We start from the raw sequence: 25,925 nt of genomic DNA on the forward strand, positions 1-25,925 counted from the left end.
GGCGCCTCGGGGGGAAAGGCCGCGTTCCTGGTAACCCATGGGGGGACCTGCATGCGAAGAATCATCACCGTCCTGATCGCCGTCCTCGCCTTACCCCTGGCCACGGCCGTGCCCGCGCAGGCGGGCGGCCTCGACGACGCCTTCGCCAAGGTGCTCGTCAAGAAGGTCAAGGGCACCAACGTCAAGAAGCATCTCGACGCGTTCCAGGCCATCGCCGACGCCAACGGCGGCAACCGCGCCGCCGGGACCTCCGGCTACGACGCCTCCGTGGCGTACGTCGAGGGCAAGCTGCGCAGGGCCGGCTACAAGGTCACGCGCCAGCCGATCAACTACGTCGAGAGCTGGAGCGAGAACAGCCCGCCCGTGCTCGACCTCACCGCGCCGACCGCGAAGTCGTACGTGCCCAACGACGACTTCCTCACCTTCCAGCCCTCCCCGGCCGGCGACGTGACCGCCCAGGTCCAGGGAGTGGACCTGACCCTGCCGCCGGCCCCGGCGCCCAGCTCCACCAGCGGCTGCGAGGCCTCCGACTTCGCCGGGTTCGTCCCCGGCCGGATCGCGCTCATCCAGCGCGGCACCTGCCCCTTCGTCAACAAGGTGATGAACGCGGGCCGGGCCGGAGCGTCCGGGATCATCGTCTTCAACGAGGGCCAGCCGGGCCGCACGGACGCCTACGCGCTGGACATCGGCGAGTGGCGGGCCGGGATCCCCATGGTGTTCGCCGACTTCGCCGTGGGCAACGAGCTGGCGGCCACGCCCGGCGCCACCGTCCGGCTCAAGGTCGACGCCAACCTCGTGCTCGGCACCAACGACAACGTGATCGCCGAGAGCCGCTTCGGCGACCCGCGCAACGTCGTCATGGTCGGCGCGCACCTCGACAGCGTGCCGGAGGGGCCGGGCATCAACGACAACGGCTCGGGCAGCGCGGCCATCCTCGAGATCGCTGAGGAGATGGCCCTCGTCCCGACCAAGAACAAGGTGCGCTTCGCGTTCTGGGCGGCCGAGGAGATCGGCCTGCTCGGGTCCGACCAGTACGTCGCGGCCCTGTCGGAGGCGCAGCGCGACCGGATCAGGGTGTACCTGAACTTCGACATGATCGCCTCGCCGAACCACGCGTACAAGCTGTACGACGGCGACGACTCGGACGGCGCCGGCTCGCCCGCCGGACCGCCCGGCTCGGCCGAGATCGAGGAGCAGTTCGAGGCGTTCTTCGGCTCCCGGTCGCTGCCGACCGTGGGCACCGACTTCGACGGCCGCTCCGACTACGGGCCGTTCATCGCCGTCGGCATCCCGTCCGGTGGCATCTTCACCGGTGCGGAGGGCATCAAGACGCCCGAGGAGGCGGCGCTGTTCGGCGGCACGGCCGGCGTGGCGTACGACGTCTGCTACCACCAGGCGTGCGACACGATCGCCAACGTCAACGACACGGCGCTCGACGTGGACTCGGACGCGATCGCGGACTCGGTCGCCAGGTTCGCCTTCAACCTGCGCGCCATCCCGCCCAGGACGCCGCCCCAGGCGGCGGCCGCCCTGTCGGCGGAGTCGACCACCAGCTGACGAGACCCGGCCGGGTGGGGTGGCCCACCCGGCCTCTTCTCGATCTCCGGATCGCGCGGCGCGCCCGCCTCGGCGGCGGGGGTCAGACCCCGGCGAGCATGACGGCGACGAGAAGCGGAAGTGCCGATTTACGGACCCTTTTCAGGGCAAATAGAGATAGTGCCATGACGGCTCCATGAGGATGCTGGGTGTTCCGGGCCGGTCCTTCTCCGTGGACCGGCCCGGAAGGGCTACCGGGTGATCGCCACGTTGTCGATCCCCGCCTCCACCAGGGAGGCGCCCGAGGCGTCGGCGGCGTCCACGAGGATGCGGACGGTCTGGCCGGCGAACGCGTTCAGGCTCGCCGTGGCCGTGGCCCAGGAGCCGTTGCGGTTGGTGGCCGCGCCGGCCTGGTTGAACACCGTGGCGGTGGTGCTGCCGACCACGCGGACCCGGAGGTAGTCGGCGCTGGAGGCGTTCGAGCCGTGCGCCAGGTACCACGAGAACGACAGGTTCAGCGCGCCGGTGGACGGCAGGGTGATCGGCGGCGACTGGATCGAGGTGATCCCGCCGTCGACGTCGTACGCGCCTGCCGAGGAGCCTGCCGGCCGCCCGGTGACCAGGTCGTTCGTGCCGCTGACCGTGGTGCCGAGCTGCTTGGCGCCGCTGGACGTGGTGGCCTCCGGGTCACCGCGCTCCCACTGGCCGAGGGTGGCGGTGTCGGTGGCGGACGGGTTGGCGGTCCAGCCCGTGGCCGTCTCGAACGTGTCCGACCAGACGGTCACCGGCGGGACGGCGGTGCCGATCGTCCACACCGCGTAGGCGATGGCGTCGGCGTTCCTGTCGAGGGCGGTGTCGTTGATGTTGGCGGTCGTGTCGCAGGCGCGGTGGTAGCAGACGTCGAACGCCTGCCCGGAGGTGCCGCCCCACAGCGTGGCCTGGGCGGCGCTCTTGATGCCTTCCGCGCCGGTGAACGTGCCGCCCGCCGGGATGCCCACGGCGATGAACGGCCCGTAGTCGGAGCGCCCGTCGAAGTCGGTGCCCCGGGTGGGCACGCCGATGGAGGCGAAGTAGTCCTGGAGGGTCCGTTCGAGCTGGGCCGAGCCGGCCGGTCCCGGTCCCGACCCCGTTCCGTCCGAGTTGTCGCCGTCGTAGATGAAGTATCCGGCGTTCGGGGAGCCGACCATGTCGAAGTTCAGGTACCCCTTGATCCGCGCCCGCTCGGCGGCCGGCAGGTTGCTCACGTAGAACTGCGAGCCGCGCAACCCCAGCTCCTCCGCTCCCCACCAGGCGAAACGCAGGTGCTTGGCCGGCTGTAACGCTTGGCGGGACACCGCGAGCGCGGTCTCCAGGATGGCCGCGCTGCCCGAGCCGTTGTCGTTGATGCCCGGCCCGGCCGCCACGCTGTCGAGATGCGCGCCGACCATGAGCACGTCGTTCGGATCGCCGCCCGGCCAGTCGGCTATGACGTTGTAACCGGTCGCGCCGTTGTAGGTGAACGACTGCAGGGTGGTGGTGTAGCCGGCGGCGTCGAGCTGAGCCCGGACGTAGTTCGCCGAGGCCAGGTAACCGGGCCGGCCGTGGGCCCGGGTGCCGCCGTTGGCGTTGGCGATGGCCTGGAGCTGGGACAGGTGGGCCTTGACGTTGGCCAGCGGGATGTCCGGTGGCGCGGCGGCCCGGGCGGCCGGTGCGGCCAGGGCGGGGGTGAGGGAGAGGGTGAGGGTGACGATCGCCGCGACGATGAGTGATCTCATGCCGTTTTTCCAGGTCGAGCGCCTAGATAAGAGCATGGCGGCGCCTCCATCCGAGGTCGAGGGTGGAAGATCCCGAGATGGTGCTTACTGGAACGTAACGCCGCAAATGGGGTTCGCCTAGGGCCTGGCGCGGGATGTGCCGGGACAGGTCAGGACCGGGCGGTCTCCCCGCTCCGCAGCGCCGCCAGGACGGCGTCCGGCGAGTCGGCGAAGAACCGGATCGAGGTCACCTCGGCCCGGCGGCCGAGCGGCCGCACGACGGTGAGCGGCTCGGCCAGCTCGATCGCCACGTTCACGCGCGAGGAGACCGCCACGGTCAGCCTGCCGTCCTTGACCGTGACCATGCTGTCCTCGTTGTACGACCCCCCGGCGCGGACGGCGGTGACCAGGTCACGGGGCACGCGCAGCTCGAAGTAGGCGCCGTACCTGATCAGCAGCTCGTCACGGGTCACCACGTGCGGCCGGGTCGCGCAGGCGGCGGCCGTCGTGGCCACGTACAGCAGGCCGTACAGGTCGGCGATCAGCACCCCGAACCGCAGCCACGCCGGCACGTCGAGCGCGACCAGCAGCAGATCGATCACCACGGTCTCGACCGCCATGGCGAACGAGAACAACGTCAGCACGAAGGCCTGCTCCTTGGCGTACGGCACGGCGGTCGCGCCCGGGGGCACCCCGTGCCTGCGCCGAAGCACCCACAGCCCGATGGCGGCCAGTCCCTTGAGCTCGAACCCCAGCAACCGCAGTGCGACCCGGACCATCACGTTTCTCCTTCTCGGTGGCCTCGCCCCCGATTAGAAACGTTGACGTCGCGTCAAGGTCAAGTGGCGGCACCCCGGAGCCGGCCCACGGCAACCAGCCCCGCACCGCCGTCCCGGCCGGACCCATACCGGTTCCCACCAGCGGGAAAGATTTTCACGAATTCGGTTGAACCCATCCCCGCGCGACCGCGTACAACCTGTCGGACAACGGCACGCACCGACCCCGAAAAACGCCACCTGACCTGCGCGAAGGCGGATTTCGAGCGTGCCCTGCCGCGCTGACCGGCTGCCCCGGGGATGGCGATGGAATTTCAGGGATGGAGCGACGGCCTGGCCCTGCGGCCGCGCGATTACCTGGGAAGGGGCCAGACGCTCGCCGCTGCCGTCAGGACGGCGGGCCCCCTCAAGGACGAGGCGCTCTACCTGTTCGCGCTCGGCAGCGCCGCCACCATGGCCAGGCTGCACCTGGGCGGGATCGCGGGGCTGCGGCTCAGCCCGGGCAACGTCATGATCGGGCCGCGCGGCCAGGTGTTCTTCGCCCCGGGGCCGCGCGACAGCCTGTTCCCGGCCCACGACGTCAAGGACTGGGCCGGCGTGGTCGTGTTCGCGGCGACGGGGCGCGAGCCCGACGACGGGGCCGACCTCGACAGGCTGCTCCCCGCGCTGCGCGCGGTGATCGGCGAGTGCCGCCGCTCCGACGCGACCTCCCGCCCGTCGGCCGTCGACCTGGTACGCATCCTGCTCGGCCACTCCGGCGCCGCCCACGGCGCCACGGTGGACGAGCTGCTGCTGGAGGCCGAGCGGCGGACCAGGCCGGAGGAGCCGGCCCCGTACGCGGACCACGTCGTGCCCACGCCGCTCTGGCGCAGGCCGGCGTACCTCACGGGCATCGCCATCGGCATCGCGCTCGTCGCGGGGGCGGCCGGCGCGGTGATCATGATCTCCGGTCAGGGGAGCGGGCCGGAGCCGGGCGCGAGCGACGTGCTGAGCGCTGTCGGCCGGCGCACGGCCACGTTCCGCCAGGTGATCGAGGAGACGCAGGCGACGGAGCAGACGGTGGCGGAGGGGCGGCTGAGCTTCGACCCGGGCGCGCCCGCCACGTCGTACGACATGAAACTCACCTGTGGGAACGATCCACGCCCCACCCCCGTGTCCCTCGTCGGCGGCAGGGGGGTTGCGGGAGGCGTGGCGTTCGACGCCGATCACCCGCCCTTGGAGCCGTGCGCCCAGCGGACGGCGGGCACCGTCAGGGAGCTCAGCTCGCCGCGCACCATCAAGGGCCTGATCGAGGCGGCCGGCTCTACCGTGACCAGCGCGCCCGCCGGCGCGAACGGCCGCACGCTCAGCGGATCGGCCCCGGCCCACCGGGTCAGGGGCGAGGAGGGCCAGGACACGTACGCGGGCCTGCCCGCCGAGGGGCCGGTGCGGTTCACGCTGCAGGTGGACGGCCAGGGCCTGCCGGTACGGCTGCAACTGCGCCTGGAGGGCCGCGGCAGCGTGCCCCAGATCATCGAGACCGTCTATCGGGATTGGCGCACCTTCGAGGCCATCAAGGGGGAGACGAGCAATGGCTGAGGAATTCACCGCGAACCGCCAGGAGGCCGCGAACGTCTCGCGGGATCTCAAGGCCATCCGCGCGGCACTGGACGGCGGCAGGGCCGGCGCGCTCGACGCGAGGACCGGCTCGGAGAAGGTCGACGACGCCGTACGGAGGTTCTTCGAGGAGTCCTCCGACAACCGGGAGCGCATGAACCAGCTCCTGGAGCGCGCGGCGGGCCTGCTGGACGCCCTCGTCGAGGGCACGGGCACGCTCGACGGCTCGCTGGCCGACTCCCTGTCCACCAGCACGGGCGGCTCGTGATGAAGGCGCTCGGCCTCGGCGTGCTCACCGGCGTGCTGGTCGCGACGGTCGCGGCGTCGCTGGTGTTCGCGCTGACGGACCGGCCCGCGGCCCCGGCAGGCGCGCGAGCCGCGTTCCTCCGGGAGCCTTCCGGGCAGGCCGCCGCACCCCACCGGAGCCAGGACCCCACGCCGGAGAAGGCCGACTTCGCCGGGCGGGTGACCGGCAGCGGCGCGCTCGTCGCGCTGTCGGTCCGCGAGGGCAGGGCCGTCGGCTACTTCTGCGACGGCCGCCGCGAGGTCTGGATGTCGGGCGGCGCGCGCGACAACCGCGTGACGCTCACGGCCCCCGAGGGCGGCAAGGCCCTGATGACCGCCGACCTGGACGAGGACGGCGCGACGGGGAACCTGGTGTTCGGCGAGGACGCCTTCCGCTTCACCGCGCCCGTCGTGGAGCGGCCGTCGGGCCTGTACCGGGCGACGGAGCAGGTACGCGGGGCGTCGGTCGTCGGCGGCTGGATCGTCCTGCCGAACGGCCGGCAGGTCGGCGCCGTGAGCTTCGGCGGCGTCGAGCAGCCGGCACCCCGGCTCGTGCCGGGCCGCAACGTCCGCATCGACGACGTCACGCTCGAACCCGAGCCCGTGGACGCCTTCATGGAGGAGCTGACCCATGGCTGATCTACCCTTCGGATTCACCTTGCGGGTGCCCGACTCCTGGTACGAGTTCGACGTCTGGCGCGCCGGCCGTACGGGTGATCTGGCCCGGCTGGTGGACGCCCGCGTGGCGGCCACGCCGGAGCTGGCCCCGCACCGGTCGGTGCTGCTGAAGGTGCTGCGAGAGGTCGCCGACCTGGCGGCGCGGCACGGGGCGGTGTTCGGCGCGGCGATGACCGACCACGTGGAGGACGCCGGCACCGTGCTGGCCACCCTCATGGTCCTGCACACGCGGGGCCGCTCCGACCCCGAGGGCAACACGGTCGAGGCGATCGCCTCGGGCATCGTCGCCGTGCCGCCCACGCCCGGCACGCCCGCCTGGCGCGGCGTCGAGATCGTGGAGCTGGACGCGGGCCGCGCCGTACGCGTGACCGGCGTCGAGACCGGCGAGCTCGACTCGGTGGTCATGCAGACCCTCATCCCCGTGCCCGGCGGGCACGGCGTGCTGGACCTGGTGCTCACCAGCCCGCACCACAGCCTGGCCGAGCCCATGCTCGACCTGTTCGACGCGATCAGCGCCACCCTGGCCTGGTCCGGCCCCCAAGGAGAGTGAACCGTCATGGCAGGTGGAACCCATCACCTCAGCTTCCCGCAGGTGGAGAACAGCGCCACCCGGCTGAACAAGGAGAAGGAGGACATCGAGAGCCGGCTGACCCAGCTCAAGGCGATGATCGACCAGCTCGTGAGCAGCGACTTCGTCACCGAGCGGGCCTCGGGCAAGTTCCAGCAGGACTACGACCAGTGGAACAACGGCGCCAGGCAGGTCATGCAGGGCCTGGAAGGCATGAGCCAGTTCCTCAAGACGGCCATCGCCAAGCACCGCGAGCTGGACGCCTCGCTCAGCGGCGGCGCGGGAGCGTGACGCCATGCCGGGCGGATGGGACGTGCTGGGGCTGGCCGGCGACCCCGCCCCGGGGGACCCCGGGCAGGTCAGAGGGCTCGCCGGCCGGCTGCTCGAAGAGGCGCGGCTGGCCGAGGACAACACGGCCAAGCTGAGCACCGTGTCGGGCAACAGCTCGGCGCTGCGGATGCGCGGCGACTACGCGGCCCGCTACACCGAGGCGCTGGGCGAGCTGCCCGGCGAGCTGGCCAAGCTGGGCAAGGCGTACCGGGGCGCCGGCGAGGCGCTGATGACGTACGCGGGCAGTCTGGAGGCGGCCAAGGCCCGGGCCGGTACGGCGCTGCGCCGGGGCCAGGCCGCCGCGGCCCAGTCGCAGGGGGCGCTGCGCGAGATCCAGGCGCAGCTCCCCGGCCCGGTGCGCGACGTGCCCGAGGCGGAGTCGGCCCTGGCCCTCGCGGCCCCGCCGGCCCAGGAGGCCGCGCGCCCGGCGCTGCTGCGGGCCCGCCGGGCGGAGGACGACCGGGCGCGGGCCCGCCGCATCGCCGAGGAGGCGGCCATGCTGCGCGCGGACGCCGAGACCCGGGCCACCCGGGAGATCGAGCAGGCGCTCGAAGGCAGCGGCATCAGGGACAAGTCGTGGCTGCAGAAGGCCTGGGACACGATCAGCACGCCGTTCAGGTCCTGGGACGACTTCGTGTCCTTCGCGGCCACGGTCGGGGCGGTGGCCGGGCTGGTGGTGCTGGTCATCGGCACCGGCGGGGTGGCCGGGGTGATCCTGGCCGGCGTGGCGGTGGCGGCGGGCGCGGTGGTGCTCGGCGACGCGCTGAACAAGTACCGGCAGGGCAGGGGCTCGCTGGGGCAGGTCGGGCTGGCGGCGCTCGGCGTGCTCCCGATCGGCAGGGGCGTCGCCCTGGTGGGCCGCGGCGCCAGGGCCGTGATGGGCATGAGCGGCGCGGTACGCGGCGGCGGGGGGACCCTGGTCGGCACCGGCGCCCTGGGCATGCGCGGCGGCGGGAGCGCGCTGAGCTCGCCCTCCCTGCGCACGGCGGTGCAGAGCGGCGGCGCCCGCCAGGGGACCGCCGCGACGGCGTCGTGGCAGCGCGGCCGCCAGTTCTTCAGCCAGGACCCGGTGCACTTCCCGACCGGCACCGTGCTGCTCCCGCAGACCGACGTCGAGCTGCCGGGCGTGCTGCCGCTCCGCCTGGAACGCACCCACCTGTCCACGTACCGCACCGGCCGCTGCTTCGGCCGCTCCTGGGCCTCCACGCTGGACCAGCGCCTGGAGGCCGACGCCGACGGGCTGTGCCTGGCCACCGAGACCGGCGCCCTGCTCACGTTCCCGTACCCCGAGCAGGACCGCCCGGCGTACCCGGACGACGGCCCCCGCCTGGCCCTGCGCGAGACCGACGACGGCTACACGGTCACCGACCCCCTCACCGGCCGGACCGTGCACTTCGCCGAGACGACCGAGGCCGGCGTGCTGCCCATCGCGGCGATCAGCGACCGCAACGGCAACCGCGTCGACGTGCGCTACACCGACGGCCTGCCCTGCGAGATCGTCCACTCCGGCGGCTACCACCTGGACATCGAGACGTCGCAGGGCCGCGTCGTGGAGATCCGGCTGCGCGGCGCCGGCCAGCGGCTGCTGTCGTACGCCTACGACGAGGCGGGCGACCTGACCGAGGTGACCAACTCCTCCGGCCTGCCGCTGCGCTTCACCTACGACGACGACGGCCGGATGACGCGCTGGCAGGACCGCATCGGCACCTGGTACGCCTACACCTACGACCTGGAGGGCCGCTGCGTGTACGGCACCGGGTCCGCGGGCGTGTTCAACACCGAGCTCTCCTACGGCGACGGCGTCACCCGGGCCGGCGACTCGCTCGGCCACGTCACGACATATCACTACAACGAGCTGCTCCAGGTCACCGCCGAGACCGACCCGCTCGGCCACACCACCCGCTACCTCTGGGACCACCACGACCGGCTGCTCGCCCGTACGGACGCGCTCGGCCGCACCACCCGCTACACCTACGACGAGGCGGGCGCCCCGCTCTCCATCACCCGCCCGGACGGCGCCACCCGCCGCTGCACGCGCGACGCCCTGCACCTGCCGGTCACCGTCACCGACTTCGACGGCACCACGACCACCCTGCGCCACGACGCCCGCGGCAACCTCGTCGCCGCCCACGACACCACCTGCACCTACGACGGCCGTGGCCACCTGACCACGATCACGAACGCGCTCGGCCACACCCACACCATCACCTCCGACCCCGCCGGCCTCCCCGTGGCGATCACGGATCCCACCGGCGCCACGACCCGCTACGAGCGCGACGCCTTCGGCCGCGTCACCGCCGTCACCGACCCGCTCGGCCACACCACCCGCCACACGTGGACGGTCGAGGGCCGCCCCGCCACCCGCACCAGTCCCGGCGGCGCGGTGGAACGCTGGGCCTACGACGCCGAGAACAACCTGGTCGAGCACGTGGACGCGATGGGCGAGCCCACCCGCTTCGAGATCGGCCCCTTCGACGTCCCCACGGCCCGCACCACCCCCGACGGCGCCCGGCTGGAGTTCTGCTACGACACCGAGCTGCGCCTCACCAAGGTCACCAATCCGCAAGGCCTGACCTGGCACTACGCCTACGACCCGGCGGGGAACCTGGTCGAGGAGACCGATTTCAACCACCGCGTGCTGAGCTACCTGCACAACCCGGTGGGCAACCTCACCGAACGCGTCAACGGCGCCGGGCAGTCCACCAGCTTCGTCTACGACGTCCTGGACCGGCTCATCGGCCGCCGGGCGGGCGACCGGCTGACCACGTTCGACTACGACCCGCTCGGCCGCCTCGTGCACGCCGCGAACCCCGACGCCGACCTCACCATCGGCCGCGACGCCCGCGGCCGCGTCGTCCGCGAGACCTGCAACGGCCGCACGCTCACCTCGGCCTACGACGCGCTGGGCCGCAGGGTGCTGCGCCGCACGCCTTCCGGGGCGGAGACCGTGTGGACGTACGACGCCCGCGACCTGCCCCTGACCCTCGAAACGGCCGGCCAGACCCTGAACTTCACCCACGACCTGGCGGGCCGCGAGACCTCCAGGACGTTCGGCGCCGGCATCGCCCTGCTGCACGACTGGGACGACGACGGCCGGCTCCACTCCCAGACCCTCACCAGGGGCCCGGCCGGCCGGATGGTCCAGCGCCGCACGTACGGCTACCGCAGGGACGGCGAGCTCACGGAGATCGACGACGTCCTCTCCGGCCGCCGCCGCTTCGACCTCGACCCCGCCGGCCGTGTCACCGCCGTCCACGCGGCCGACTGGTCGGAGACGTACCGGTACAACCCCGCCGGCCAGATCACCGACGCCACCTGGCCGTCGCCCGGCGACTCGCAGGGCCCCCGCGCGTACACCGGCACCATGGTCCGCCAGGCGGGCCGCACCCGCTACGAGTACGACCGCCAGGGCCGTACGGTCCTCCGCCAGCGCAAGGGCCTGTCCACCAAGCCCCGCACCTGGCACTACACCTGGGACGCCGACGACCGCCTGACGGCCGTCACCACCCCGGACGGCACCCGATGGCGCTACCTCTACGACCCGCTGGGCCGCCGCATCGCCAAGGAACGCGCCGACGGTGCCCACCGCACCGACTTCACCTGGGACGGCTTCACCCTGGCCGAGCAGTCCACCGACGACCGCACCACCTCCTGGGACTGGGCCCCCGGCTCCTTCCGCCCCTTGATCCAGACGGAACGCTCCCGGTCGTGGGTGGACGAGCGCTTCTACGCCATCGCCACGGACCTGCTGGGGACGCCCGCGGAGCTGGTGTCGGCGGAGGGCGAGATCGCCTGGCGCACCCGCCGCTCCCTCTGGGGCGCCTCGGCGGGCGCGATCACGTCGGGCGCCGACTGCCCGTTGCGGTTCCCCGGGCAGTACGAGGATCCGGAATCAGGGCTGTTCTACAACTTCCTGCGGCACTACGACCCGGATGCCGGGTGTTACGTGGCCGCGGACCCGATCGGGCTGCGGGGCGGCTGGGATCCGCACGCCTACGTGGTCAATCCACAGGTGTGGATGGACCCGCTGGGGTTGAGCCCCTATCCCATCTGGAGCGCGACGAACAACAGGACGCCGGTTCAGAACGCCTACCGTCACTGGCGCTCCCACGGGAGTGAGTTCCCGCACCTGAACAACGCCAAGGAGTATGTGGAAGAGGCTACGGACTTCCTGCGCGGCAACCAGTCAGGCACGCTCACCAGGCAGCGCCCCAACGGAGACATCGTTCGCTACAATCCGCAAACAGACCAATTCGGCGTGATGAATGCTCAGGGTGCTCCCCGGACCTACTACAAGCCGGACCCGCAGATCCATGGACGACCGACGAACCTGGACTACTTCAATGACCAATGACGGCAACCCCTACTGCCGGGTCTGCGGCCTGCTCCAACCGGGCCTGCCATGGGGCGAGGACGGCAAAACGCCTTCCTGGGACATCTGCGACTGCTGCGGCAGCGAGTTCGGCTACCACGACGCCACACCGACGGGCATCCTTCGCGCCAGGAACGCCTGGATCGCCAAGGGTTGCCCGTGGTTCGAGGAGTCCGAGCGGCCCCCGGACTGGAACATGAAGGAGCAGCTCCGCCACGCCCAGCAGCTCTAGACCCCCGCGAACTGCACCAGCTCCAGCCGCCGCGCCGTCCCCATGTAAGCCCGCCCCACCGGCCCCCCGAAGAACTGGTCCGGCTCCAGGTTGATCCCGTGCTCGCGGGCGTGCACCCGGCTGGTGGGCGTCAGCAGGAACCGCGTCCCCGACCGCAGCACCTCGCTCACCTCACCCGACAGCGCCCGCCGATGCCCCTCCAGCAGCGGCGTGGCGTCCCCGCACAACACCAGCGCCCGCCGCCCCAGCTCCGACGGCGCGAGGATGTCCTGCAGCAACGTGGGCAGGGTGTCGAACCCCTGCTCCCGGGGCGTGACGGTCACCTGATCGAGGTCGTCCACCACCACCGCGTACCGTTCCCCCTCGAAGGCCTCCACGGCCTCACGTAACGCGGCGTCCGTGAACGAGGTGCCCGCCAGCGCCCGCGCCTCGGGCAGCGAGCGCACCAGCGGCGAGCGGGGCGGCCCGATGGCCAGCACCCTCACCCCCGCCCGCAGCAGCGCGGTGGCCATGACCAGCGCCGCGTTGCTGCGGCCCGAGCCGGAGGGGCCGGAGACCAGCACGAGGTGCGGTCCGAGGTCGAAGAGGTCCAGCTCGACGGGGGTGACGTCGGGGCCGCCGACGCCGATGGCGGGGTCCGGCAGCTCGCGGAGCGGGACGGCGGCAGGCAGCGGCGGGAAGGGCTTGGGGCCGCTGGCGGGTTCGCGGGCGGGGCGGGCGTGAGAGGGCCGGTGGGCGGGGGCGGGCAGTTCCTCGGGCGGGAGGCAGATCTGGGCGTGCAGCCCGCCGGCCGCCTCGATGGCCCGTCCGGCCAGCACGGGCGGCGACACCATGCCCGACGTGAGGTACGCCCGCCGCGTCTCCTCCCGGGGGAACGGCAGGAACAGCCGCCGCGAGAACAGGTCAGGCGTCTTGCCCCGCAGCATGTCGTGCCCGCCCACGGCCACCGTGTGGATGCCCACGGGAGGCCCGCCGGCGACGATCCCGCGCAGGGTGACCAGCAGCGGCGTCTCGAAGAAGTCGGGGCTGCCGCGATCCTCGAAGTACTCCCACCCGTCGACGACGAGCACGATCACCGGCGCGGACGGCCCTCCGGGCGACAGGCGTGCCAGCCGCCGCCGCTCCACCTCCCCCGCCAGCCACGTCACCAGCCGCCTGATCCGGTCGGGCTCCCCGCCGCCGATGACGGCCCCGCAGTGCGGCAGCGACGCGTACGCGCCCAGCCCGCCCGGCTGGTTCTCCACCACGTAGAGCCACACCTGCGCGGGCGAGCAGCGCGCCGCCAGGCTGGAGATCAGCGTCCGGCAGAACGTCGTCCGCCCCGACTGCGGCCCCCCTGCCACCATGAGCCGCTCGGTCCCGCCCAGGTCCAGCCCCATGGCGGGCTGCGCCTGGTTGGCAGGGTCGTCCAGCAGCGCGAACGGCACCCCGTCCGCCCCCGACAGCGCGGCCAGCGGCAGCGCGGCGGGCAGCGGCGGCAGCAGGGGGCGGAACGGCGGCTCGGTGGACAGGCGTGTTGCGGCCTCCAGCACGGCCGCGATGGCCAGGTCCTGGTCGGTACGGCTGGTCCGCGGCGCGTTCCTCAGCTCGGGCCTGGGCAGCCCGAGCGCCGGCCAGGGGGTCAGCCGGGCGGTGGCGGGAGCCGAGCCGGTGGGCGGCGGGTCGCCCAGGTAGCCGGTCTGGAAGAGCTGGGGTGTGCGCTGCTCGCCGCCCACCCGCATGATCATGCCCCGGCCGCGCAGCCGTGACGGGATCGTCGCGGCGTCGGGCACGCCGAGCACCTCGGTGCTGTCGGAGGGCTCGTTCTGGCGCAGGGTGATGCGCAGCGAGATGTTGTTCTTCAGCTCGGGCGACAGCTTGCCCTGCAGCGACTGCGTGGCCAGCACCAGGTGCATGCCGAGCGAGCGGCCCTTGGCCGCCACGTTCACCAGCTCGCGCAGGAAGTCGGGCGAGGTCTCCAGCACGCGGGCGAACTCGTCGAACACCATGACCAGCCGCGGCAGCCGCCCTCCGGCGTTCCAGTAGGCGTCGATCTCGCCGCCGTACCTGGCCAGGATGGCCTCGCGCCGGCGCACCTCGGCCCGTACGGAGGCCAGCACGCGGCGCGCCGCGCTCTCGTCGAAGACGTCCGCCGCCGTGTCGCCGGTCGAGCGGATCAGCCCCACCACGTGCGGGCAGTGCTCGAACGGCAGGAACGCGCTGCCGCCCTTGAAGTCGACGAGCACCAGGTTCAGCTCGTCGGGACGGTTGGCCAGCAGCAGCGAGGTGACCAGGGTCTGCAGCAGGATGCTCTTGCCCGCGCCCGTCGCCCCGCCGAGCATCGTGTGCGGCCCGTCCGCCGCGAGGTCCACGGTGACGGGGCCGGTGCCGTCGGCGCCGATGCACACCCTGGTGGTCGGCGCGGGGTCGGCGGCCCAGCCCGCCAGCACGGCCTCGGCGTCGGGAACGCCCAGGCCGAGCGCGTCGAGCAGGCGGACGGCGCCGGGGATGACGCTCTCGGCCCTGGCCAGGGTGAGCCGGTCGCGCATCGGCGCCACCGCGCGGGCGATGCGCTCGGCGGCCTGCTCGCCGAGGCTCTCCGGCTGCACCGCGATGGGCAGCCCCTGGCGGCCCCGGGTGAGCAGCATGCCGGTGCCGTCCAGCTCGCAGACGCCGCGGCACTCGTTCAGGCTGCGCTGGTCGGCGCAGATCACGTACACGCCGACGGAGGGGCCCTCCCTGAGCACCTCCTTCATGCCGGGGATGTCGCGCAACGCCCGCGCGCCGTCGAGGACGACGACGATCTCCTCACCGAAGGTGACGCGCCGCTCCTTGGCCTTGAGCCGCTCGGTGACCAGGTCCTTGAGCTCCTCGATGCGTTCCGTGCGGGTCTCGGGCGTGTTGCCGACCAGGCACGGTACGGGGGCGTCCACGTTCAGGTGCGGCAGCCAGCGCGCCCAGGCCAGGTGCTCGCCGCCGGACGCGGTGATCAGCACCAGCCGCAGCTCGTCGGGCGCGCGCAGGGTGCCGAGCTGGACCAGCAGCCAGCGCAGCAGCGCGTCCACCGGTTCGGGCGGGCCGATGACGCCCAGCACGCCGATCTGGCGCAGGTCCACGGTGACGGGCACCCCGCGCAGGGCCGGCGGCGTGAACTCCGGCCACGGCTCGCCGTCGAACGTGATCGTGGCGGGCTCGTCCGCCACCCCCACGCGCAGGGTCAGCCCGTCAGGCGAGTCGGCGTTGCGCGGCCACAGGCCGGGCCCCTCGTGGGTGGCGGCGAACGTCAGGTCCACCTCGTCGGGCGCGACGACGTGCCGCAGCCACTGCTCGTGCACGACGTGCTGCCTGATGCGCTCCATCGTGTCGCGTTTGCGCTGGTCGAACTCGCGCTCCTTCTTCCTGCGCTGGCGCCCTTCCACCCACTGCGTGCCGAAGAACGTGATCGGCGTCAGAATTCCGAACAGCAGAAAGTAGGGGCTTTTCAACAGGACTGCCATCGCGATCGATATCGGCAGCGGCAACAATGACGAAATCAGCGCCACCGCGATATTGCGCTGCGGGATCTCGTTCCTGGGCATGGTGATCCGGGCGCCCGCGACGGCGGGGGCGGGGGAGAAGGCCCGGTCGAAGTCGATGCGGCCGTCCCGCGCGCGGATGGTCCTGAGCCGGGTGGACGGCAGCGGCGCCCACCGCAGCCGGTCGTCGCCCACCTGGAGCACCCCGTCGGGGCGCAAGGCCACCGGGCCCTGGACGCCCAGCTCGTTCACGAGGGTGCCGTTGCGCGAGCCGAGATCGACGACCGTGGCCTCGCCGGTCCAGGACACGTCGAGGCGGGCGTGCCGCCTGGACACCTTCTGGTCCCGGAGCAGGGGGATGTCGGTCCACTCGCGGCCGATGACGTGGCTGCCGGGGCTGAGCCAGATCACGCGGCCGGCGTCCGGACCGGCGAACACGCGGATCGCGCCCGCCGCCGCCAGCGGCCGCCAGGGCTGGGCGCGCTCCGGCTCGCCCACGCTGATCGTCGCCCCCGGCACCAGCGGGCTGTCCGCTACGCGGGAGTCGGGGTCGAGCTTGTCGCTGCCGACGTAGCAGGGGCGGCCCCTGACGGGGAAGGGCAGCGCCCGCAGCAGCGAGCCGACGAGAGTCTCCGGCTCCGCCGTCACCTCGGCGTCCACGGCGGTGGAGGCCGCCGGATCGCGGATCGTCAATCGAATGATCATAATCCCCTCTCCAGGGGACTGAAGCACGATTCAACAGATAAATCTAGCGATATGGCGAGACGGGCAAACTACCCAACCCTGGCCCCGCCTCGTGGCTAGAGTGATAATTCTCAATATCAGCCTACCGAGCGCGATATTTGATGATATCCGCTGCGCGAGGAGCCCCGGAGTGACTCACCGCGTAACCGACGAGGCCATGGTCAGAGCCCTCTACCGCGAATACGGCGCCCCCCTGATGGCCTTCGCCATCAGGCTGACGGGCGGCGATCGCCGCTGGGCCGAGGACGTCGTCCAGGAGACCCTGGTCCGAGCCTGGCGCAACCTCCACGACCTGCGTACGGAGTCCGGTTCGCTGATGCCCTGGCTGGCCACGGTCGCGCGGCGGGTCGTCATCGACAACCGCCGCCGCTCCGGCTCCCGCCCCCTCGACACGGTCGAGGACATCCCCGAACGCGTCATGCCCGTGGCGGCCGAGGACGAGCAGCTCCTGCGGGAGATCGTCGTGACCGACGCGATGATGTCGCTCTCCCCGGCGCACCGGCAGGTGCTCACCGAGACGTTCCTCCTGGACCGCACCGTCCAGGAGGCGGCGGAGACGATCGGCGTGCCCGTGGGCACGGTGAAGTCCCGCGTGTACTACGCCATGCGCGCCTTACGGGTCGCGCTGGAGGAAAGGGGGGTGACGCTGCCGTGATCCAGGTGCGTCACGATGACAGGGGGGTGGCGCCATGACAGAGGTACACCACGAGGACCTGGCCGCGTACGCGCTCGGCCTGCTCAGCGAGGAGGAGCGGGCCGCCTTCGAGCGCCATCTCGACGGCTGCGGGAACTGCGCGTCGGAAGTGGGGTCGTTCGCCGCGATGGGCGAGCTGATCAAGGGCGTCCACCCGGACGACCTGCTGCCCCACCCGCCGGACCCGCAGGTGGAGTCCCTCCTGGTCCACCGCGCCGCCAAGGAGCGCAGGCGCCGCAGCCTCCACCGCGGCCTCATGACCGCCGCCGCGTGCCTCGTGGTCGCGGCCGGCGTCTTCCTCGGCGTCAGCTCCTTCACCAGCGGCCCCAACCCCGACAGCATCCACAGCCCGGCCCGCGCCCTGCTCATGACCGGCCGCACCTACCCCATCAGCGACCCGGCCACCGGCGTGGCCGGGCTCGTCGGCGTGGAGGACAAGGGCTGGGGCACCCACGTCGCGCTGGAGCTCAAGGGCGTCAAGGGCCCGCTGCAGTGCCGGCTCATGGCGGTCGGTGACGACGGGCGCTCGGAGGTCGTCGCGAGCTGGGGCGTGCCCGAGAAGGGGTACGGCGTGCCCGGCTCACCCGACCCGCTGCTCCTGCACGGCGGCACCAGCCTCCCGCAGTCGGAGCTGAACCACTTCACCATCCAGACCTTCGACGGGAGGACGCTCGCGACAGTGGCCGTCTGACGACTGCAGAAGGCCAACGGACTGGGCCGGCGTCACAGGGCCAACAACAGCGCCCGCAGCTCGCTGACCTGCTTGGGCTCGGCGATCCCGTCCCAGGGTGACAGGGCCGCCAGCCCCGCCTCCTGGTGCTCCGCGGCGCGCTCCCGCCGCAACCGGCCCAGGTGCAGGTGGGCCAGCGCGGTGCTCACCCCGGCCGCGGGCAGCCGCGGCTCGGCCTCCTCCAGCAGCGCCACCACCGCGTCCGGCGCGTGACCGGGATCCTCCAGCATGATCCCGGCCCGGTGCACCAGGCAGCGCGCCCGCCCGAGCTCGTCCGCCGCCCCGGCGTAGAGCCGCTCGGCCTCGTCCAGGTGGAGGCCGGCGTCGTGGCTCTGGCCCAGGTAGTGGTGGGTCAGGGCGAGCAGCTCGCGGGCGTGCGCCTCGGTCGCGGGCTCGCCGGCCCGCCGCGCCAGGTCGAGCGCCTGGAACAGCACCACCCTGGCGTCGGCGTGCAGGCGGCGGGCCTCGGGGCCGCGCCCTTCGTGGTCGAGCGTCTGGCCCCTGCGCATGAGCAGCGCCGCCACGTTCGCCAGCCGGATGGCCTGGCCGAGGACGTCGCCGCCGGCCAGCGCCTGCCCGTACCGGACGAGGGCGGACTCGACGGCGGTGAACTCGTCACCCCCGGCCAGCAGGATCGCCGCGTGCGCCAGGTGCAGGTCCGCCGGCCACGACTCGACCCTGACGCGCAGCGCCGCCGAGCGGTTGAAGTGCTGGCGCGCCTTGCGCGGGTCTCCCGAGGTGAGCAGGATCGCGCACTGGCGCAGCTCGGCAGTGGCCTGCACCGGCTCGTCCCCGAGCGCCTCGGCGGCCCTGGCCAGCTCCGCCGCCGCGCGCAGCCGGTCCTCGTGCCGCTGTTCGAGCCGGAACCAGGTCTCCAGCGCGTCCGCGATCCGCGCGAGCGCGCGCCCGGTCCTGGGCGCGGGCGCCTTGCGGGCCAGCACCTGCAGCAGCACCCGGTCCTCCATCGCGAACCAGGTCCTGGCCTCCTCGGCGGGCAGCCGCCCGGCGTACGAGCCGGCCTGCTCGGCGAAGTGCTCGACCAGCCGCCGCCAGGCCGCCACCTCCCGCGCGGCCTCCCGGGGCGTGCCCTCGGCGCCGCCGCCGCGGAACGCGCTCGACACCCTGACGCGCGTCATCCGCACGTTCTCCACCAGCCCGAGATCGGCCAGCTCCGTGATCGCGTCCGCGGCGGACGGCACGCCGAGCAGCGCGGCGGCGGCCTGGTGGTCCACCTCCGCGATCGGCAGCCCGGCCAGCAGCACGAAGAGCTGCTTGGCCGTCGGCCTGAGCTGCTTGACGCCGAGGTCGAGGACGAAGTCGAGCGTGTCGGAGACGGACAGGCTCCGCAGGTCGTCCACCAGCGTCTGGAGCGGCACGCTCGGGTTGCCCGCCAGCCAGCGGCCGACCCTGACGATCTCCAGCGGGCTGCCCAGGCAGACGTCGACCAGCAGCTCCAGCGCCTTCAGGTCGTGGGAGACCCGCTCGACGCCGATGTGGCGGGCCAGCAGCGCCTGACCCGCGTCGGGGGCGAGCGGGCCGAGCTGGATGGGCTCGACGTGCTGCGGAGGCGTGTCGGCGAGCGTGCCCGCCACCACGATGTGCGCGCCCGGCACCCGGGTCGGCAACCATTCGACCTGGCTCCACGAGCTGACGTTGTCCAGCAGCAGCACGCAGCCCGTGCCGGTGAGCGCCTCGATCACCTGCGCGGTCGCGTCCTGGGGCTCCTGGATGCCGCCCGGCGGGCGGTTCAGCGTGCGCAGCACCCGCTGGGCCACGCTCAGCGGCGTCTCCGGACGGTCCCTGTCGGGGCCGCGCAGGTCGGCGTAGCGCTGCTTGCGCGCCTCACCCGCCAGGTCCCACCCCGCCTGGATGGCCACGGTGGACGTGCCCATGCCGATGCCGCCGTGCACGACGACGATCCCGCGCTCCAGGGCCTCGTCCTTGATCCGCCGCAGCTCGGCGTCCCTGCCCACCAGGCCGTCGATCCGGTCGGGGAACGGCATGGGCGCCAGGACCGGGCGGGGCGCGGGCTCGCGGCGGCGGCGGACCAGGTAGGTGAGCACGCCGGCCACGACCGGCACCACCAGGACGAGGACGATCAGCAGCCAGGTCGGCAGCCCGCCGATGAGCTGCTTGATCAGCTCCTCCTGGAGGATCAGGATCGTGCCGCCCACCGTGAGCACCCCGCCGACCCCCAGCTCGGGCAGGTGCGCGGCGGCCCGCCGGTACAGGCGCGACAGCCGGAAGCTCAGCCGCTCCCTGCGCGAGATGTCCGTCACCGGCGCACCCCCCGGGTCAGCCCCCTGTAGAGCCGGCGCCCGGTCACGGCCAGCACCAGCACGGGCACCGCCGTGGCGATCACGGCCTGCGCCGCCAGCGGGCTCGCGGCGCTCATGAAGTGGCGGGCCTGCTCCAGCAGGATCAGCGGCAGGTGGTCGCCCGACGGCCAGTTGAGCAGCAGCCCGACGACCGCGTCGTTCCAGACCAGCACGAACGCCAGCACCCCGGCCAGCACCACGGCCGGGCGCGCCTCGCGTACCACGTGGAACAGCTCCCAGCGGTCCCGCGCGAGCATGGGGGCGGGCACCCGGACGAACGCGTTGTGCAGCACCAGCACCGCCAGCGGCATCACCAGCGCCGCGTGCACGATGGTCAGCGCGAGCGGGGTGCCGACCGGGCTCAGCCAGCGCTGCAGCGGCACGGCGAACGCCTGCGGCGGCAGCGCCGCCAGGGCCACCGACACCAGCAGGACGGGCCGCCAGGCGCGGCGGGGCAGCAGGTGCTCGTGGGCCAGCACGTACGCGGCCGGCACCGCGGCCAGCAGCACCACGCACACCACCGCGACGGCCCGCAGGAACGTGGTGCCGAGCGCCCCGGTGAACGCGCTGTCGGACAGGGCCTCCGCGTACGAGCCGAGCGTCCACGGCTCGCCGTTCCACCACCCGGTCCGCGCGGCGGCGGTCGGCTCGCGCAGTGACGTCAGCAGCAGCGCCGCGAACGGCAGCAGCCACAACACCGACACCGCGCCACCGAGCGGCCACAACCGCCGGCCCCGATCGGCCGGCGGGCGCGCCGCCGGGGCCGGGTCCGCCCAGCTCACCCGCCCGCGCAGGCCGAGCAGCGCCGGCGAGGCCAGCCCCGCCACCAGCAGGGACATCAGCACGGCCAGCGCCGCGGCCCCGGCGTCGCCCAGATCGTCGTTGTGCCGCCACCAGTACAGCCCGCCGCCCTCCACCAGCGCCTGCGTCGACCCCGGCACCCCCATCAGCACCAGGTCGAACACGCGGGCCGCCGCCACCAGCGCGAACAGGTACGCCAGCGCGGCCGGTCCGGCCAGAGCGGGCAGCATCACGGACCAGAGCCGGCGCCGCCGCCCCACGCCGAACGCCCTGGCCATGCGCAGCAGGCTCGACGGCAGCCGGGCCAGGGCCTCGTGGAAGACCAGGAACGCGACGCCGGCGTACTGCCAGACGAAGGCCAGCCCGAGCACCAGCCAGATCCAGCCGGGCCCGAGGAAGGCCATGTCCCTGCCCAGCAGGGCGGCGGCCATGCCGCGCTCGCGGCTGGTGTCGAACAGCAGCCGGAAGATCGCTCCCGTGGTGAGCGGGGAGACCACGGCGGGCAGCACCAGGATGACGCGCATGACCAGGCCGAGCGCGGGGCCGGCGTTCCTGACCAGCCAGGCCAGGCCGAGGCCCACCGCGCACACCACCACGACCAGCACCCACCAGATCAGCGAGTTGCCGACCGCCTGCCAGGCCTGGCCGTCGCTCAGCACGTCGGACCAGGCGCCGGGCCTGGAGAAGCTGATGAGCACGGTCGCCAGGAACGGGGCCAGGATCACGCCCGCCGACAGCAGCACCGCCAGCAGCAGGTAGAGGGCGGCCCGCCAGCGGCTGAGCCCCTGACCGGCCACCGGCACCCTGGCGTCGTGGTGCGGGGCCACCTCGAACAGGAAGGCGTTCTGCTCGCTCATCGGGCGGCGCCCTCCACGATCTTCTCGCGGGCGGCGGCGGCCGCCGTGGCCGGGGCGACCGTGCCCGCCGTGACGTCGGTGAACAGCTCGGTGAGCACCCGCCACAGCCCGCGCCCGTCACCGCCCTCCAGCCGGCCGATGAGCCGGTCCGACAGGTCGTAGTGGCGGTTCTCCGCGCGGCTCAGCGCCTGTGCGGGCGCGCGCAGCAACGGGTGCGACGGCGCTCTGTACGGGGTCAGGAAGCCGCCCTCGTCCACCCAGTCGGTCAGCGCGTCACGCTCGCCGCTCGCGCGCGGCCTGGTCAGCCAGTTCACGAAGTCGACGGCGTCCTGCCCGCCGCCGCGCATCGCCACCGCCACGTCACCCCCCACCACCAGCGGGGACGGCCCGTTCCCGTGCCGGGGGAAGGGGAAGTGGCGGGCCACGTCCCGGCCGCCGTAGAGCTCGATGACGGGCAGCGCGAAGTCGGGGGCGGCCACCACGTCGGCGGTGCGGTAGCTGAACACGTCGAGGACCGAGTCGTGGAACTGCATGGTCAGCGCCCGCCGGCCCTGGTCGTGGGTGAACGCCTCGCGCCAGATCGTGGCGAGCAGCGTGAGCGCCTCGGTGACCTTGGCCACGCCCCACCACGCCTGGTTGCCGCGCTCCGCCGGCGGGAAGAGCCCGTCGTACACCTCGGGGGCGTAGGCGAGCAGCACGTTCTCGAACCAGTCGCTGAGCACCCACCCGTCGGCCGCGCCGATCGCCAGCGTGCCGGGGCGGGGCTGCCAGGCGGTCAGGCTCGCCGGCGCCCACTGCTCGCCCGTGCGGTGCCACACCAGCGACTTGTTCGCGATCTTGAACCAGGCGCCGAGCTCCTGGCCGCTCCCGTGAGGCGTGACGAGCCGCCGCCAGAACTCCGGCTGCGCGTGCCCGCCGGTCCTGGGCCGGATGCGGGGCTGGACCAGCGGGTCGAAGAGCAGCCCCAGCCGGGGGATGACCGCCACGTCGGGGATGACGTCCTCGGCGGGGCCGCGCAGCAGCGCGCTGATGTTGTCGCCCGCCGAGTAGACGCTGACGGGCCGCCGGTAGCGGGCCACGTACGCGTCCACCACGCGCAGGAAGCGGCGTAACTCCTCGCCGCTCCACACCACCGCCACCCGCAACGGCGGCTGCCCGGCGCAGCCCGCCACCAGCGCGGCCGGGACGGCGGCCAGGAACGCCCTACGGCTCAGCGACATCGGCGATCTCCCAGATGCACGAAGGAGAGGCGAGGCTGGCCACCCGCGTGCCGTCGTCGGTGACGACGAGCACGGCCAGCCCGGGATCGGCGCCCAGCGCCCCGCTCACCGCCCCGTGGCACGGCCCGCAGCCCGTCCGGTCCTCGATCACCACCACCTTCACCGGCAGCGGCCGGCACAGGACCCGCGCCAGCGCGACGCTCAGCCGCTCGTCGTGGGCCAGCTCGTGCGGCCTGGAGCGCAGGAAGCCCTGGATGTCCATCCGCCTGGCCATGAACGCGATCCGGCCCTGCACGAACGACGGCGCCAGGTCGTCACGGGCCGCCAGCGCCAGGTTCCGCTCGACGGTCAGGTGCGGCAGCAGCCCCGCGCCCGCCGGGACCAGCCCGACCTCGCGCTCCGCCGGCAGCCGCATGGTGATCTCCTGGCCGCCGAGCCCGATCCGGCCGCCGACGGGCATCTCCAGGCCGAGCAGGAGGTCGGTGAACGCGTCGGCGTCCGCGGGCCCCCTGGCCACCACCACGGCGGTCTGGCCGGGGTCGAGGGTCAGCGGGTCCGGCGACAGGCGGCGCCGGAGCCCGTGCGTTTCCCAGGTGAGCCCGTCGATCTCCAGAAGTGGCACGTCCGCAACCGCCGTCAAGTCGGGATGTCATCCGCACCTGACGTTCGCACAAACCGTGCATGACTTCAACGTGATCGATCAACACCACTACGTGTTCAGGAAGAGGCAGAAGGGATGGCCGTCCGGGTCGAGGTGCACGCGCACGTGCTGCTGGGGCTGGAAGCCGGCGACGGTCGCGCCCAGCTCGATCGCCCTGGCGCTGCTCTCGTCGAGGTCGTCCACCTCGATGTCCAGGTGCGCCATCATCTGCTGCACGCCGGGCCGGGCGGGCCAGGTCGGCCGCACGTACTGGGGGTCGGTCGAGAACGACAGCCCGGCCCCGCCGCCGGGCGGCGCGAGCATCACCCAGCCGGGCTCCTCCTCCCTGACCTGCCAGCCCAGCAGGGCCCGGTAGAAGGCGGCCAGCGCGTTCGCGTCGGGCGACTCCAGGACGGTGGCGGACAGTCTCACATCGGCTCCCGGGGTCCGGAGAAGTACGTGGTGAACCAGTCTCGGGCATGCCCGGCCACGGCCTCCAGCGCGCCGGGCTCCTCGAACAGGTGCGTCGCCCCCGGCACGACCGTGATCCGGCTCTCCGCGCGCAGTCGCCGCCGCGCCTCCTCGTTCAGCCCCACCACGACCGGGTCGCGCCCGCCCACGACGAGCAGGGTCGGCGCGCGTACCGCCGCCAGCCGATCCCCGGCCAGGTCGGGACGCCCGCCGCGCGAGACGACCGCGGCGATCGCGTTGCCCGGCTCGGCCGCCGCCCACAGGGCCGCCGCCGCGCCGGTGCTGGCGCCGAAGTACCCGATCGGCAGGCCCTTGGACGCGGGCTGCTCGCGCACCCAGGCGGTGCGCTCCAGCAGCCGCTCGGCCAGGAGAGCGATGTCGAAGACGTTCGCCCTGTCGGCCTCCTCCTCGGGCGTGAGCAGGTCGAACAGCAGCGTGCCCAGGCCCGCCTCGTTGAGCGCGCCGGCCACGTAGCGGTTGCGCGGGCTGTGCCGGCTGCTGCCGCTGCCGTGCACGAAGACCACCATGCCCTGAGCGGCGTCAGGAACGATCAGGTCGCCGGACATGTGTCACCCTCCTCAACTGCCGCGACCCTGCCGCTACCCGATCGAAGGCGGCTCTATCAGCGACGATGCTGGGCAGAGAAACTGGACATGGAGACCGAAACGGGGCGCGGGCGCGAGGTGGCCGGCTCCCCGCTCGAACGCATCGTGTCCGGCGGGGCGGCGGCGCTCTCGCGCGTGCGGAGCATGGGGGTCGGGCGCTGGCTGCGCATGGAGCGGGAGGCGCTGGCCCAGACGGTCAAGGTGACGGGGGCGTGCGCGCTGGCCTGGTGGCTGGCCGCGTACGTGCTCAAGGTGGACCTGCCGGTGCTCGTGCCCATCGGCGTCCTGCTGACGGTCTCCGCCACCGCGTACAGCACGCTCGTCCGCGGCGGCCAGCAGATCCTGGCCGTGGTCGTCGGCGTGGGCGCGGCCACGGCGCTGATCTGGCTGATCGGCGCCAACGTGGTGACGCTGGCCGTGCTGGTGGTGGCGGGCCTGGTCCTGACGCGCCTGCTGAACCTGCCCGCCCAGAACGTGCAGATCCCCATCACGGGGCTGCTGGTGTTCGCGCTCGGCAGCACGTACGGCTTCGCCCGCCTCGCCGACGTGCTCCTCGGCGCCGGGATCGGCATCGCGGCGAACCTCCTGGTCATGCCGCCCCGCTTCGTGGACAAGGCCGGCAAGGAGCTGTGCGACCTGTCCGCCGAGCTGGCCGACCTGGCCGAGGACATGTCGCACGGCCTGCGCGGCGACTGGGACAGGGACATGGCCGGCGACTGGCTGGAGCGGGCGCGCGCCCTGTCGCAGCGCCTGGAGGACACCGAGCAGGCCGCCGAGCAGGCGGCGGAGTCCGTACGGCTGTCGCTGCGCCGCCGCCGCTACGACCGCCGCCTGCGCCAGGTGGCCGAGGCCGCCACCGCCCTCGACCACGCCTGCCACCAGCTCAGGGGCATCGCCAGGGGGCTGGTGGACCTCATCGCCGGCGTACGCGGGCTGCCCGGCGAGCGCGGCGCGGACCTGCCGGAGCCCCTGGCGGACGAGCTGGCGGCGCTGTCACGCGTGTTCAGGGACTTCGGCATGCTGCAGATCGGCCACGGGCGGCGCGAGGACCTGGAGGACCTGTGCGCCGCGCTCGACGACGGGGAGCACCAGCAGCAGCGGCTGGCCGTGGCGTTCCACCAGACCCGGCACACGGAGCTGCGCTCGCTGCAGGGGGCGCTGCTGGAGGACTGCGCGCGGATCCGCCACGAGTTCGACCCCGACACCGGCCCGCACAGAGCCGCCTTCCCGAGGCAGGATTGACGG

At 73.2% G+C, this 25,925-nt stretch carries 20 protein-coding genes; 11 read left to right on the plus strand and 9 right to left on the minus strand.

Annotated features, from left to right (window positions below; genetic code table 11):
* The first annotated feature begins 51 nt into the window (after positions 1 to 51).
* Positions 52 to 1,557, plus strand: a complete 1,506-nt coding sequence (locus ACBJ32_RS53920) for a M28 family metallopeptidase (RefSeq protein WP_375133502.1) — start codon at positions 52 to 54, stop codon at positions 1,555 to 1,557.
* A 230-nt stretch (positions 1,558 to 1,787) separates the two neighbouring features.
* Here ACBJ32_RS53920 and ACBJ32_RS53925 read toward each other — a convergent pair whose 3' ends face one another.
* Together ACBJ32_RS53925 and ACBJ32_RS53930 are read right to left on the minus strand one after the other, a co-directional pair.
* Entirely contained in the window at positions 1,788 to 3,290 is a 1,503-nt protein-coding gene (locus ACBJ32_RS53925; protein ID WP_375133503.1) for a M28 family peptidase, read from the minus strand.
* A gap of 149 nt (positions 3,291 to 3,439) precedes the next feature.
* A complete protein-coding gene (locus tag ACBJ32_RS53930; protein WP_375133504.1) occupies positions 3,440 to 4,048 on the minus strand; it encodes a hypothetical protein in 609 nt (202 codons plus the stop codon).
* Between the two features lie 303 nt (positions 4,049 to 4,351).
* Here ACBJ32_RS53930 and ACBJ32_RS53935 point away from each other — a divergent pair, with 303 nt between their 5' ends.
* Genes ACBJ32_RS53935 through ACBJ32_RS53965 form a run of 7 tightly spaced genes read left to right on the plus strand, consistent with a single transcriptional unit; the run spans position 4,352 to position 12,106 of the window.
* The gene (locus tag ACBJ32_RS53935; protein ID WP_375133505.1) at positions 4,352 to 5,623 is read left to right on the plus strand and encodes a hypothetical protein; all 1,272 of its coding nucleotides are present in this window, start codon (positions 4,352 to 4,354) and stop codon (positions 5,621 to 5,623) included.
* A complete protein-coding gene (locus ACBJ32_RS53940) occupies positions 5,616 to 5,909 on the plus strand; it encodes a hypothetical protein (RefSeq protein ID WP_375133506.1) in 294 nt (97 codons plus the stop codon). The genes ACBJ32_RS53935 and ACBJ32_RS53940 overlap by 8 nt, the downstream gene beginning before the upstream one ends.
* Positions 5,906 to 6,565 (plus strand): hypothetical protein, encoded by a 660-nt coding sequence (locus tag ACBJ32_RS53945; protein WP_375133507.1) that lies wholly within the window; start codon positions 5,906 to 5,908, stop codon positions 6,563 to 6,565. Before ACBJ32_RS53940 ends, ACBJ32_RS53945 begins: the two co-directional genes overlap by 4 nt.
* Positions 6,558 to 7,154, plus strand: a complete 597-nt coding sequence (locus tag ACBJ32_RS53950) for a hypothetical protein (protein WP_375133508.1) — start codon at positions 6,558 to 6,560, stop codon at positions 7,152 to 7,154. Before ACBJ32_RS53945 ends, ACBJ32_RS53950 begins: the two co-directional genes overlap by 8 nt.
* Positions 7,155 to 7,160: 6 nt before the next feature.
* The gene (locus ACBJ32_RS53955) at positions 7,161 to 7,463 is read left to right on the plus strand and encodes a WXG100 family type VII secretion target (RefSeq protein WP_185110477.1); all 303 of its coding nucleotides are present in this window, start codon (positions 7,161 to 7,163) and stop codon (positions 7,461 to 7,463) included.
* A 4-nt stretch (positions 7,464 to 7,467) separates the two neighbouring features.
* Positions 7,468 to 11,856, plus strand: coding sequence for a DUF6531 domain-containing protein (locus tag ACBJ32_RS53960; RefSeq protein WP_375133509.1), 4,389 nt, complete (start codon positions 7,468 to 7,470; stop codon positions 11,854 to 11,856).
* The gene (locus ACBJ32_RS53965; protein WP_375133510.1) at positions 11,846 to 12,106 is read left to right on the plus strand and encodes a hypothetical protein; all 261 of its coding nucleotides are present in this window, start codon (positions 11,846 to 11,848) and stop codon (positions 12,104 to 12,106) included. Before ACBJ32_RS53960 ends, ACBJ32_RS53965 begins: the two co-directional genes overlap by 11 nt.
* Here the strand turns inward: ACBJ32_RS53965 and ACBJ32_RS53970 are convergent.
* Complete coding sequence (locus ACBJ32_RS53970; protein ID WP_375133511.1) at positions 12,103 to 16,293, minus strand: FtsK/SpoIIIE domain-containing protein; 4,191 nt, start codon at positions 16,291 to 16,293, stop codon at positions 12,103 to 12,105. The two genes, ACBJ32_RS53965 and ACBJ32_RS53970, sit on opposite strands and share 4 nt — an antisense overlap.
* Positions 16,294 to 16,501: 208 nt before the next feature.
* Between ACBJ32_RS53970 and ACBJ32_RS53975 the strand changes: the two genes are divergently transcribed.
* Positions 16,502 to 16,999 (plus strand): sigma-70 family RNA polymerase sigma factor, encoded by a 498-nt coding sequence (locus ACBJ32_RS53975; protein ID WP_357891201.1) that lies wholly within the window; start codon positions 16,502 to 16,504, stop codon positions 16,997 to 16,999.
* A gap of 34 nt (positions 17,000 to 17,033) precedes the next feature.
* Positions 17,034 to 17,729 carry a zf-HC2 domain-containing protein gene (locus tag ACBJ32_RS53980; RefSeq protein WP_375133512.1) on the plus strand — a complete coding sequence of 232 codons (696 nt, stop codon included), beginning with the start codon at positions 17,034 to 17,036 and terminating at the stop codon, positions 17,727 to 17,729.
* Between the two features lie 32 nt (positions 17,730 to 17,761).
* On the opposite strand, the gene ACBJ32_RS53985 is transcribed toward ACBJ32_RS53980, so the two are convergent.
* The 6 genes from ACBJ32_RS53985 to ACBJ32_RS54010 form a co-directional block, all read right to left on the minus strand.
* Complete coding sequence (locus ACBJ32_RS53985; protein WP_375133513.1) at positions 17,762 to 20,047, minus strand: hypothetical protein; 2,286 nt, start codon at positions 20,045 to 20,047, stop codon at positions 17,762 to 17,764.
* Positions 20,044 to 21,744 carry an ABC transporter permease subunit gene (locus ACBJ32_RS53990; RefSeq protein WP_375133514.1) on the minus strand — a complete coding sequence of 567 codons (1,701 nt, stop codon included), beginning with the start codon at positions 21,742 to 21,744 and terminating at the stop codon, positions 20,044 to 20,046. The genes ACBJ32_RS53985 and ACBJ32_RS53990 overlap by 4 nt, the downstream gene beginning before the upstream one ends.
* The gene (locus tag ACBJ32_RS53995; RefSeq protein ID WP_375133515.1) at positions 21,741 to 22,964 is read right to left on the minus strand and encodes a hypothetical protein; all 1,224 of its coding nucleotides are present in this window, start codon (positions 22,962 to 22,964) and stop codon (positions 21,741 to 21,743) included. The genes ACBJ32_RS53990 and ACBJ32_RS53995 overlap by 4 nt, the downstream gene beginning before the upstream one ends.
* Positions 22,948 to 23,604 (minus strand): ATP-binding cassette domain-containing protein, encoded by a 657-nt coding sequence (locus ACBJ32_RS54000; RefSeq protein ID WP_375133516.1) that lies wholly within the window; start codon positions 23,602 to 23,604, stop codon positions 22,948 to 22,950. The genes ACBJ32_RS53995 and ACBJ32_RS54000 overlap by 17 nt, the downstream gene beginning before the upstream one ends.
* Positions 23,605 to 23,673: 69 nt before the next feature.
* Positions 23,674 to 24,036 carry a VOC family protein gene (locus ACBJ32_RS54005; RefSeq protein ID WP_375133517.1) on the minus strand — a complete coding sequence of 121 codons (363 nt, stop codon included), beginning with the start codon at positions 24,034 to 24,036 and terminating at the stop codon, positions 23,674 to 23,676.
* Positions 24,033 to 24,641, minus strand: a complete 609-nt coding sequence (locus tag ACBJ32_RS54010; RefSeq protein ID WP_375133518.1) for a dienelactone hydrolase family protein — start codon at positions 24,639 to 24,641, stop codon at positions 24,033 to 24,035. Before ACBJ32_RS54010 ends, ACBJ32_RS54005 begins: the two co-directional genes overlap by 4 nt.
* An 87-nt stretch (positions 24,642 to 24,728) precedes the next feature.
* Between ACBJ32_RS54010 and ACBJ32_RS54015 the strand changes: the two genes are divergently transcribed.
* On the plus strand, positions 24,729 to 25,922 hold the full coding sequence (locus ACBJ32_RS54015; protein WP_357891147.1) for an FUSC family protein: 1,194 nt from the start codon (positions 24,729 to 24,731) through the stop codon (positions 25,920 to 25,922).
* Positions 25,923 to 25,925 lie beyond the last annotated feature (3 nt).

Origin of the sequence: Nonomuraea sp. GTA35 (genome assembly GCF_041950525.1) — a bacterium.
Classification (GTDB): domain Bacteria; phylum Actinomycetota; class Actinomycetes; order Streptosporangiales; family Streptosporangiaceae; genus Nonomuraea.

Bases quoted from the DNA above. Each gene is read 5' to 3' on its own strand.
- ACBJ32_RS53965 (WP_375133510.1), top strand. From the start codon at position 11,846: ATGACCAATGACGGCAACCCCTACTGCCGGGTCTGCGGCCTGCTCCAA.
- ACBJ32_RS53955 (WP_185110477.1), top strand. From the start codon at position 7,161: ATGGCAGGTGGAACCCATCACCTCAGCTTCCCGCAGGTGGAGAACAGC.
- ACBJ32_RS53980 (WP_375133512.1), top strand. From the start codon at position 17,034: ATGACAGAGGTACACCACGAGGACCTGGCCGCGTACGCGCTCGGCCTG.
- ACBJ32_RS53950 (WP_375133508.1), top strand. From the start codon at position 6,558: ATGGCTGATCTACCCTTCGGATTCACCTTGCGGGTGCCCGACTCCTGG.
- ACBJ32_RS53960 (WP_375133509.1), top strand. From the start codon at position 7,468: ATGCCGGGCGGATGGGACGTGCTGGGGCTGGCCGGCGACCCCGCCCCG.
- ACBJ32_RS54010 (WP_375133518.1), bottom strand. From the start codon at position 24,641: ATGTCCGGCGACCTGATCGTTCCTGACGCCGCTCAGGGCATGGTGGTC.
- ACBJ32_RS53935 (WP_375133505.1), top strand. From the start codon at position 4,352: ATGGAATTTCAGGGATGGAGCGACGGCCTGGCCCTGCGGCCGCGCGAT.
- ACBJ32_RS53990 (WP_375133514.1), bottom strand. From the start codon at position 21,744: ATGAGCGAGCAGAACGCCTTCCTGTTCGAGGTGGCCCCGCACCACGAC.
- ACBJ32_RS53930 (WP_375133504.1), bottom strand. From the start codon at position 4,048: ATGGTCCGGGTCGCACTGCGGTTGCTGGGGTTCGAGCTCAAGGGACTG.
- ACBJ32_RS54015 (WP_357891147.1), top strand. From the start codon at position 24,729: ATGGAGACCGAAACGGGGCGCGGGCGCGAGGTGGCCGGCTCCCCGCTC.
- ACBJ32_RS53925 (WP_375133503.1), bottom strand. From the start codon at position 3,290: ATGAGATCACTCATCGTCGCGGCGATCGTCACCCTCACCCTCTCCCTC.
- ACBJ32_RS53995 (WP_375133515.1), bottom strand. From the start codon at position 22,964: ATGTCGCTGAGCCGTAGGGCGTTCCTGGCCGCCGTCCCGGCCGCGCTG.
- ACBJ32_RS53975 (WP_357891201.1), top strand. From the start codon at position 16,502: ATGGTCAGAGCCCTCTACCGCGAATACGGCGCCCCCCTGATGGCCTTC.
- ACBJ32_RS53920 (WP_375133502.1), top strand. From the start codon at position 52: ATGCGAAGAATCATCACCGTCCTGATCGCCGTCCTCGCCTTACCCCTG.
- ACBJ32_RS53940 (WP_375133506.1), top strand. From the start codon at position 5,616: ATGGCTGAGGAATTCACCGCGAACCGCCAGGAGGCCGCGAACGTCTCG.